At 52.3% G+C, this 9606-nt stretch carries 7 protein-coding genes and 1 pseudogene; all 8 read right to left on the bottom strand.

Annotated elements, in window-relative coordinates; all coding sequences use genetic code 11:
- Complete coding sequence (locus LVD14_RS10595) at nucleotides 1-282, bottom strand: monovalent cation/H+ antiporter complex subunit F (protein WP_272907271.1); 282 nt, start codon at nucleotides 280-282, stop codon at nucleotides 1-3.
- Nucleotides 279-758: a Na+/H+ antiporter subunit E gene (locus tag LVD14_RS10590; RefSeq protein WP_237134052.1), complete on the bottom strand. Its 480-nt coding sequence runs from the start codon at nucleotides 756-758 to the stop codon at nucleotides 279-281. Before LVD14_RS10590 ends, LVD14_RS10595 begins: the two co-directional genes overlap by 4 nt.
- 311 nt (nucleotides 759-1069) lie before the next feature.
- A complete protein-coding gene (locus LVD14_RS10585) occupies nucleotides 1070-2935 on the bottom strand; it encodes a SurA N-terminal domain-containing protein (RefSeq protein ID WP_237134051.1) in 1866 nt (621 codons plus the stop codon).
- A gap of 129 nt (nucleotides 2936-3064) precedes the next feature.
- Nucleotides 3065-3340: an HU family DNA-binding protein gene (locus LVD14_RS10580; RefSeq protein ID WP_237134050.1), complete on the bottom strand. Its 276-nt coding sequence runs from the start codon at nucleotides 3338-3340 to the stop codon at nucleotides 3065-3067.
- A gap of 249 nt (nucleotides 3341-3589) precedes the next feature.
- Nucleotides 3590-6019, bottom strand: a complete 2430-nt coding sequence (gene lon, locus LVD14_RS10575) for an endopeptidase La (RefSeq protein ID WP_237134049.1) — start codon at nucleotides 6017-6019, stop codon at nucleotides 3590-3592.
- Nucleotides 6020-6187: 168 nt separating this feature from the next.
- Nucleotides 6188-7471, bottom strand: coding sequence for an ATP-dependent Clp protease ATP-binding subunit ClpX (clpX, locus tag LVD14_RS10570; RefSeq protein ID WP_237134048.1), 1284 nt, complete (start codon nucleotides 7469-7471; stop codon nucleotides 6188-6190).
- Nucleotides 7472-7505: 34 nt separating this feature from the next.
- Complete coding sequence (gene clpP / locus LVD14_RS10565) at nucleotides 7506-8111, bottom strand: ATP-dependent Clp endopeptidase proteolytic subunit ClpP (RefSeq protein WP_317622157.1); 606 nt, start codon at nucleotides 8109-8111, stop codon at nucleotides 7506-7508.
- A gap of 154 nt (nucleotides 8112-8265) precedes the next feature.
- Nucleotides 8266-9567: pseudogene (tig, locus tag LVD14_RS10560) on the bottom strand (trigger factor); the annotation flags it as partial.
- Nucleotides 9568-9606: the final 39 nt, after the last annotated feature.

Raw genomic sequence — 9606 nt, 5'->3', positions numbered from 1 at the left:
TTACTCCTCGGTAGTTTCGCCGTCGTGGCCAAGTGTGCCGTATTCGAAATACTTCATCACCGCGATCATGGCGATGAAGTTGATCATGGCGTAGACCAGAGCAATGTCGAGATAATCGGCCCGTCCTGCCAGAGCGGCGATCAGGGATATCAACATCACCGTTTTGGTTCCGAACATGTTGACAGCCAGCATGCGATCAAAAATGCTGGGACCCAGCAATGCCCGAACGATAGCCAGCAACATTGTCACCAGAATAGCGATGGCAGCAGCGGCCAGTATCATGATTTCACCTCAACTTCAGAAGGTACACGGGCATCCATATCTCCGCTCAGCACGCCCTGAGCCGCAGCCCGATTCAGCGCATGGGCTTCGATCAGGTCGCCTTTAACTTCCAGAGTAACAGTACCCGGCGTCAGTGTGACTGAGTTGCCCAGAACCACCTTACCCAACTCTGAGTGTCGGGAGATGCGCGTTTGCACAACTGATGGATCGATATCGGGGTTCGGGCTGAGAATGACCTTGATGACCTGAAAATTTGAGATGACGATCTGACCAAGCAGATAGCCCCAGTAACGCACGAGTTTGAAGCTCAGGTGCAGAGGGTGGCTTTCGTCGTCAACCACGTTCATGCGGTGAGCAAGAAAAGTGGTGAAAATAACAGAAACAACACCGAGTGAGATGAGAAGAACCTTGGTGTAACCGGAGAGTATCCACCAAAGAACGGCCAGAATGACCAGTAGAGCTGACATGTGCTTCATTATTTAGCGCCCCAGAGCAGACGCACCAATCTGCACCTGCCAAGACCATTTGTTATGAATGGGATTTTAACCCCTGATGTGATTGTCTGACTGCAAATTTGTGATGACAAATTACATCAATTTGTGTCAACAACCTATTTTTTTGGCAATAGCGCCAATGTGTTGTCAAAGTAGCCGTACCGCCCGACAACCAAAATAATTGCAGGAGAAAACTAGCAAAACGCCGTCGCCTTGGCAAGAAATTCCGGCCCTGACGACGGCGCTTTAGTACCTGCCAGCAGCTAAGCAGGTGCGCGTAACAACACTGTAAACTACCTGATGGAAGCCTCTTCCTGCAGATTGCTCAACAGTGCAGAAAACACACTTCGCCCACGATTCTCCAGCATGGCGGCTGCCAGCTGCTGACGCTGGTCTTCGCCCAGCTCATCCAGGCTGCCAGCATTGACCGACTGCAGTTCAATCACGACATAGGCACCATTATTGAGTTGAAAACCGGCAAGCTCGGAATCGTTCTCCGCTGGCGCCGGCATTGAGAATACATTGGCCACTATTTCGGTATTGATATCAAATTGACCGCGACGAACACCCTCTCTCTCTGACCACTCCAGGGACTCCTGCTGCACAAATGAATCGATACTTTCGCCAGCCTGAAGCGCTGCGAGAATTTGTTCACCTACTGCTCTCGCCTGCTCCTGCTCCATCTGTGTACGAAGTTCGACAGCGATATCGGCGCGAACGTCTTCCAGCGGCTGAAGCGCTGATGGTCGATGTTCCGCCAGATGAATGACAACGGCCCGTGTCTCGCCAAGTTCAATAAGATCACTGTTAAGATCTTCTTCCAGTACTTCTGGTGAAAACGCTGCTTCGATAACGGCAGGATCAGATGTCACCGCGCTGCTACCACCTTCACGGCCAAAGAACGCTGACTGTTGAATCTCAAGGCCCAGCTCTTCGTTGATGGCCTGCAGATCAAAGTTCTCAAACGCAAGGTTGGCCATCGATTCGAGTCGACTGAAGTACAATTCGTCAACGCGCGCCTGGCTGAGTTCTCGTCTCAGCCGCTCCTCAACCTCCTCAAAGGGAGGGTAATCCTGCGCATCATATTCAGTCAGCTTAAGCAGGTGCACACCAAACTCTGATACTACCGGGTCAGATACCTCACCCACTTCCAGGGCTGCCAGTGCGCTTTCCATCTCCTGGGGAAACACGCTGCCATCTGTGAAACCGATATCACCATCTTCCGCTGCGGATGCTTCGTCTACGGAGAACTCCCGGGCCAGCTCACCAAAATCCTCGCCCGCATCTATCCGCGCTTTTACTTCGTTTGCGCGCGCAATCACTTCCTCTTCGCTTCCAGAACCGAGGTCAAAGAGTATATGCGCAGCTCTTCGTTCGACGTCAGCGACGGCAGCATCACGGTCTGCCTCGTAGCGCTCCATAACGGTGGCCTCATCGACTTCGATCTCATCGAAGATGGCGTCTTTATCCAGCATTACATAAGCCACAGAAACCTGTTCGGGGCTTGTGAACTGCTCGGGGTTCTGTTCGTAATAGGCTTCGATCGACTCTGGCTCAACCGCCTGGCCCAGGGTTCTGTTACCTAATGGAATTGAAAGATATCGAAAATCTCTGGTCTGAGTCTGCAGCTCGGCAATGCGTTGCAGGTCGGCATCCGTCACAAACGACGTCGCAGCATAGGCGTTAGCCAGCTGCCCCATCATCATGCTCTCTGCCAGTAACTGTCGATAAGCCTGGGGCGTATAGCCCTGTGCAGCCATGGTACGACGCGCCATCTCGTTGTCGAATACGCCGCCAATCTGGAACTGGGGGGTACGCAGAATCTGTCGATCCACCGAGTCATCAGAGATTGCCATCCCGGACTCCTGCGCGGCCTGCATCAACAATTTATCCTCAATCAACTGATTCAACGCGACCTCGCGGATCAGCTCTTCATCGAAGTCCGCTACATTGGCGCCCATCGAGGCCATCAGGTTCTGAATACTGACAGCAAGCTCCTGTTCAGTAATGTCTTCACCATTGACCGAGACTACATTGTTGCTGCCAAGAAACCCGCCAACAATGGACTCGGCACCAAACAGCGCAAAAATGCCAATGATGAAACCAATAATGATCTTGGCTACAACGCCCTGGGAATTGTCACGAATAGTCTGCAGCATAGCGCTTCCTGAATGTCATACATGTAAACTAAAAGGGCGCATCCAAGATGCGCCCCAGTTGGAGCCAGATCTGACTCCGGATAACGCTCTGACTAGGACAGCGGCCAGAGCCTGCCGATCAAAAACTGATCAGCCGTTAACAGCGTCTTTCAATGCTTTGCCAGGCTTGAAGTTTGGAACTTTGGCGGCGCTGATCTGGATTGTAGCGCCAGTCTGGGGATTGCGACCTGTGCGCGCTGCACGCTCTTTAGTGCCGAACGTACCAAAGCCAACCAGAACAACCGGCTCACTTTTTTGCAGAGATTCAGTAATGGTATCAATCATTGCGTCAATCACGCGGGCTGCGGCCGCCTTTGGTAAATCCGCGCTTGCTGCTACAGCTTCGATCAGTTCTGATTTATTCACGATAACCCCTTGTTTTGGTACCTGTTATGTTAATTTGAGTTAGGTTTTAGAAGCGGTTTCTTCCTGCCACTCCTTAAATACTTGTTACTTGTTTGCCGTCAGCAAAATGTAGCTGACCTACGCCATTCAATGTCCGATGTCGATTCTCTCGAAATCGCCTGAATCTCAAGCGGCGCGCGGCCTGCGGCCGCTACAACCGTGACTTTATACCAAGCGCCAGAAATGCCTGTCAACATAAAACACTGATAATCAGTGCGTGCTGACGGCTTTTTTATCACCCTCCTGGCTATGCTCTGGCAACACACCTTCCTGCGGAGGAATGGGGGTTGGCATTCTTTCAAGCGCAATCTCCAGAACCTCGTCTATCCACTTGACCGGGTGTATTGAGAGCTCAGCTTTGATGTTATCCGGAATCTCTTTCAGGTCCCTTTCATTATCAGCAGGAATAATGACTGTTTTGATATTGCCACGATGCGCAGCAAGCAGCTTCTCCTTCAAACCACCAATTCGCAACACCTGACCCCGTAGTGTAATTTCGCCCGTCATTGCCACGTCGGCTCGCACAGGTATGCCTGTCAGAACAGACACCAGTGCAGTACACATTCCAATACCGGCACTCGGGCCGTCCTTGGGAGTTGCACCTTCAGGTACGTGAATATGCAGATCAACTGATTCATGAAAGTTGGATTTCAGTCCCAGCATCGCTGACCGGCTGCGCACAACAGTCAGCGCAGCCTGGATGGACTCCTGCATGACATCACCGAGCGAACCCGTCTTGACAGTTTTGCCTTTGCCCTCTACGGCAACCGACTCGATGGTCAGAAGCTCGCCGCCAACCTGAGTCCAGGCCAGACCATTAACCTGGCCGACCCGATTGTCTTCTTCTGCCCGGCCGTAATCGAATTTTCGAACACCGGAATACTCTTCCAGCAGGTCTGGAGACAGGACGATGCCCGCGGGTTTCTTACCGCCTCTACCCTCTTCCAGCGCCGCTTTTTTGACAACTTTGCGGCACAGCTTGGCTATCTCGCGCTCTAGCCCGCGGACACCAGCCTCGCGTGTGTAATAACGGATGAGATCGCGCACAGTCTCATCAGGCACCGTCAGCTCGCCCTTCTTCAGGCCATTGGCCTCAAGCTGCTTGGGCAACAGATAGCGTGATGCGATATTGATTTTTTCAGCCTCGGTGTAACCTGGCAGGCGAATAACTTCCATACGGTCCAATAATGGGCCAGGAATATTCATGGTGTTGGAGGTACAGACGAACATCACCTCGGACAGGTCAAAATCAACTTCCAGATAGTGGTCGTTAAATGACTTGTTCTGCTCCGGATCCAGGACTTCCAGCAGTGCCGATGCAGGGTCACCACGATGATCCATGCCCATCTTGTCGATCTCATCCAGCAGGAACAATGGATTTTTCACACCGGTTTTCGACAGCTTCTGCAGCAGTTTACCGGGCAACGATCCGATATAGGTTCGACGGTGGCCGCGAATCTCAGCCTCATCGCGAACGCCGCCAAGTGCCATGCGAACAAATTTTCGGTTCGTGGACCGCGCGATCGATTCACCCAGAGAGGTTTTACCTACGCCGGGCGGACCCACCAGACACAAAATCGGTCCCTTGAGTTTACGAACCCGTTTCTGAACCGCGAGATACTCAAGAATGCGCTCCTTGACCTCTTCCAGTCCGTAATGGTCAGCATTCAGAATTTCTTCGGCCTTATCCAGCTGCAGACTGATTTTGCTGCGCTTTTTCCAGGGCACGTTCACCATCCAGTCCAGATAGGTGCGAACCACCGACGCCTCGGATGACATCGGCGACATCATCTTCAGCTTGTTCCATTCTGCCAGTGCCTTGTCTTTTGCCTCTTTCGGCATGCCGGCCTTGTCGATCTTGTTCTTGAGCTCTTCTGCCTCATTGGGAGCATCTTCCAGCTCACCCATTTCCTTCTGGATGGCTTTCATTTGCTCATTCAGGTAGTACTCGCGCTGGCTTTTCTCCATCTGCTTTTTGACACGACCACGAATACGCTTTTCAACCTGAAACAGGTCGATTTCAGCCTCGATAAGCCCCATCAGATGCTCAATTCGCGACTGCAGATTCACCAGCTCAAGCAGATTCTGTTTTTCCTGCAGCTGCAGAGACATATGTGAAGCGATGGTATCCACCATGCGCCCAGGTTCGTCGATACCAGATATGGAGCTCATGACTTCCGGCGGTATCTTGCGGCTGAGCTGCACATACTGGTCAAACTGCGACATCAGGGATCTCAGCAGCAGCTGGCCCTGCTTGTCTGGCAGCGGGTCCGTGTGCAGCGGCATGACCTGGCTCTGGAAATAGTCGTCTTCAAGCTCAACGGACTTGATGCGAGCTCGTGTGACACCTTCCACCAGCACCTTTACGGTGCCATCAGGCAGGCGTATCAGTTGCAGAATGGTAGCGACCGTGCCGACGGCAAATATATCCTTGATCCCGGGATCATCGTCGGAGGCGTTCTTTTGGGCTACCAGCAGCACCTGCTTATGACTGTGCATGGCAACTTCAAGCGCCTTGATGGATCTGGGGCGACCGACAAACAGTGGCTGCACGATCTGCGGGTAGACCACAACGTCGCGAAGCGGCAGCAGCGGCAGGCTAGAATTTACATTGGTGGGATTATCGGATACATCGCCCATAAATACTCTCGTCAAATTCTCAGTGACTGTTGACCTTTAATGTGAGGCCAGAGCCGACCGATTTCAAGTATGATTTTACGAAGAGTACGATCCGGGGAGCGATTTAGGCCACCAGTGGTGGCCTTCAATCAGTATTACAGGGTATGCAGTCGTGCGGGCGAACTAAAATCAGTCCGCCTTGCGAGAAGAGCTCTGCTGATCAGCTTCGTACATCAACAGCGGTTCAGATTCACCTTTGATGACTGCCTCGTCGATGATCACTTTGGTGACATTACCCATTGAGGGAATCTGGTACATACTGTCCAGCAGTACACTTTCCATGATTGACCGCAGGCCACGCGCGCCAGTTTTGCGCTCTTTCGCCTTGCGGGCAACCGCCTGCAGTGCGTCGTCGCGGAACTGAATTTCTACGCCTTCCATATCAAACAGTTTGGCATATTGCTTAACCAGTGAGTTCTTGGGCTCTTTAAGAATTCTCACCAGCGCATCCAGGTCCAGCTCGTCCAGCGTGGCAATCATTGGCAGACGGCCGACAAACTCTGGTATCAGGCCAAACTTGACCAGATCTTCTGGCTCAACCTTGCGGAAGGCATCGCCCAGCAGCTTGTCTTCGTCTTTGCTGCGAACCTCTGCGGTGAAACCAATACCACTTTTTTCAGAGCGATCGCGGATTATCTTGTCCAGGCCGGCAAACGCGCCACCACAGATAAATAGAATATTGGAGGTATCAACCTGCAGGAATTCCTGTTGCGGATGCTTACGACCACCCTGCGGCGGAACTGAAGCCACAGTGCCTTCGATGAGCTTCAGCAACGCCTGCTGCACACCCTCGCCTGACACATCGCGGGTGATTGAAGGATTGTCGGACTTACGTGAAATCTTGTCGATTTCGTCGATGTAGACAATACCAATTTGAGCCTTTTCAACATCATAGTCGCATTTCTGCAACAGCTTCTGGATGATGTTCTCGACATCCTCACCCACATAACCAGCTTCTGTCAGAGTGGTAGCATCGGCAATGGTGAACGGCACATCCAACAATCGGGCAAGCGTCTCGGCCAGCAATGTCTTGCCCGTACCGGTCGGGCCGATCATCAGGATATTACTTTTGCCGAGTTCGACGTCAGTGCCTTTGTTATCGTAACCGAGGCGCTTGTAATGGTTGTAGACGGCCACCGACAGAACCTTTTTAGCCTGGTCCTGACCGATAACATACTCATCAAGCGTCGCCTTGATTTCTTCGGGAACGGGCAATTTCTTGCGTCCCGATTCGGCTTCCTTCTCCTGGATCTCTTCACGAATAATATCGTTACACAGATCCACGCACTCATCGCACACAAACACCGAAGGGCCTGCGATCAACTTGCGGACTTCGTGCTGACTTTTGCCACAGAATGAACAATAAAGCAGCTTGCCGTTGTCATCACCCTTATTGTAGCGATCATCTGCCATGCATTAACCCTTGTATAACTACTGTTCTGGCCTTTTAGACTGCCCTGCGAGAGATGACTTTGTCAATCAGGCCGTAGGCCACTGCCTGCTCGGGGTTCATGAAGTTATCTCGCTCAGTATCACGTGCAATCTCGTCCAGAGGACGGCCAGTGTGGTGCGCCATAATCTCATTAAGCTGTTGACGCATCTTGAGAATTTCGGTCGCCTGGATCTCGATATCTGATGCCTGACCATGCGCTCCACCGCTTGGCTGGTGGATCATCATGCGCGAATTCGGCAATGCGAAACGTTTGCCTTTGGCGCCACCAGTCAGCAGAAACGCCCCCATGCTGGCTGCCTGACCCATGCACATCGTGCTGACATCCGGCTTGATGAACTGCATTGTGTCGTAAATAGACAGACCCGCCGTAACAGCACCACCCGGAGAGTTGATATACAGGTGTATATCTTTGTCCGGGTTCTCTGATTCCAGGAACAGCAGCTGTGCAACGACCAGATTGGCCATATGATCTTCCACGGGTCCCACCAGAAAGATCACGCGATCTTTTAGCAGGCGTGAGTATATGTCATAGGCCCGCTCACCGCGGGCGCTCTGCTCGACCACCATCGGCACCAGATTGGCCTCGATCATGGACAACATCGATTCACTGCTAACTGTGGTTCTGTATGGCATCAATCGGGCCTTCTCTACTTAACGCTGTTTATTCGCTGTCCTTGTCTTTGGCGGCAGCGGCTTTTTTCTTGGCCGGTTTTTTGGCCTTGGCGGTGCTTTTCTTGTCGTCCTCGGCTGCTTCCTGCTGAGGTTTGGTCAGCTCATCATAGCTGACTTTTTTCTCTTTCACGGTCGCCTGCTCAAGAATTACGTCAAATACCTGATCTTCCAGCACAGCGGATTCAACGGTTTCCAGCTGCTCCTTGTTGCCGTAGTACCAGTTGATGACTTCTTCTGGCTGTTCATAGGTGGCGGCGATATCTTCAATCGCTTCACGCACCTTGGCCGGATCAGCACGCATTGACTGCTGCTTGATCACTTCACCCAGAATCAGACCCAGTTTTACGCGCTTTTCTGCCTGCTCACGGAACAGGTCATCTGGCAGCAGACTGGCGTCGAGGTTTTTCGCTCCCGCACCGAACTGCTGCAGGGCCTGCTGACGCAATACGTTGATTTCTGCGGCTACCAGCGCAGACGGTACGTCTACGTCATTCTGGTCAAGCAGGGTATCCATGACTTCAGACTTCAGGCGATTTTTGCTGGCTTTCTTCAGCTCACGCTCCATGTTCTCTTTGACTTCTTTGCGGAAGCCTTCCTCACCGCCCTCGGTCACACCGAATGCGGCAAAAAATTCATCATTAAGTTCCGGCAGTTCAGGTGCTTCCACGCTGTTAACCGTCACTTTGAACTCTACCGGCTTGCCGGCGAGATCCTTGTTACGATAATCTTCCGGGAAGTTCAGGTTCAGCGTGACTTCGTCACCAGCCTTGGACTTCAGCAAACCCTTTTCAAAGCCCTCTATCATACGGCCTGAGCCAAGAACCAGATTGGTACCCTTGGCAGAGCCACCCTGAAACTCTTCTCCATCAATGGTGCCAACGAAGTCAATGTTCACGCGATCGTCATTGCGCGCCTGACGTTTGACTTCTTTCCAGCCCTGGCGCTGCTGACGCAGATTTTCGATCATTGTGTCGATATCTTTGTCTGTCACCTCAGCGACCTGCTTCTCAGCCTTGATTTTGCTGAAGTCAGACAATTCAATCTCCGGATAAACCTCAAATACGGCTACAAACTCAAGATCCTTGCCTTCTTCAAGAGTTTTTGGCTCAATTTTCGGCTGACCCGCAGGTTTGACACCCTGTTCATTCAGGGCGGCGTAATAGCTGCGATTCATCACATCGCCCAGGACTTCCTGACGTACGCCGGCACCGAAACGGTTGCGGATGACCTTCATGGGGACCTTGCCCTTGCGGAAACCGTTGATGCGGACCGTTTTGGCTGCCTCGCTCAAGCGCGCGTCAACAGCACTGTCAATTTCTGTCGCCGGTACGGTAACGGTCATCCGGCGTTCTAATCCAGTCGTGGTTTCGATCGAAACTTGCATGAAATGTCCTCGCAAACCGGCGTGCCCACCACGCCAGCG

The sequence above is a fragment of the Pseudohongiella sp. O18 genome (assembly GCF_021729085.1).
Taxonomy (GTDB): domain Bacteria; phylum Pseudomonadota; class Gammaproteobacteria; order Pseudomonadales; family Pseudohongiellaceae; genus Pseudohongiella.
This window is presented reverse-complemented; position numbering and strand designations above follow the sequence as displayed.

Excerpts from the sequence above, each read along its gene's own strand:
- clpP (WP_317622157.1), bottom strand. The coding sequence starts at position 8,111 with ATGTTGTCCATGATCGAGGCCAATCTGGTGCCGATGGTGGTCGAGCAG.
- lon (WP_237134049.1), bottom strand. The coding sequence starts at position 6,019 with ATGGGCGATGTATCCGATAATCCCACCAATGTAAATTCTAGCCTGCCG.
- LVD14_RS10590 (WP_237134052.1), bottom strand. The coding sequence starts at position 758 with ATGAAGCACATGTCAGCTCTACTGGTCATTCTGGCCGTTCTTTGGTGG.
- LVD14_RS10585 (WP_237134051.1), bottom strand. The coding sequence starts at position 2,935 with ATGCTGCAGACTATTCGTGACAATTCCCAGGGCGTTGTAGCCAAGATC.
- clpX (WP_237134048.1), bottom strand. The coding sequence starts at position 7,471 with ATGGCAGATGATCGCTACAATAAGGGTGATGACAACGGCAAGCTGCTT.
- LVD14_RS10595 (WP_272907271.1), bottom strand. The coding sequence starts at position 282 with ATGATACTGGCCGCTGCTGCCATCGCTATTCTGGTGACAATGTTGCTG.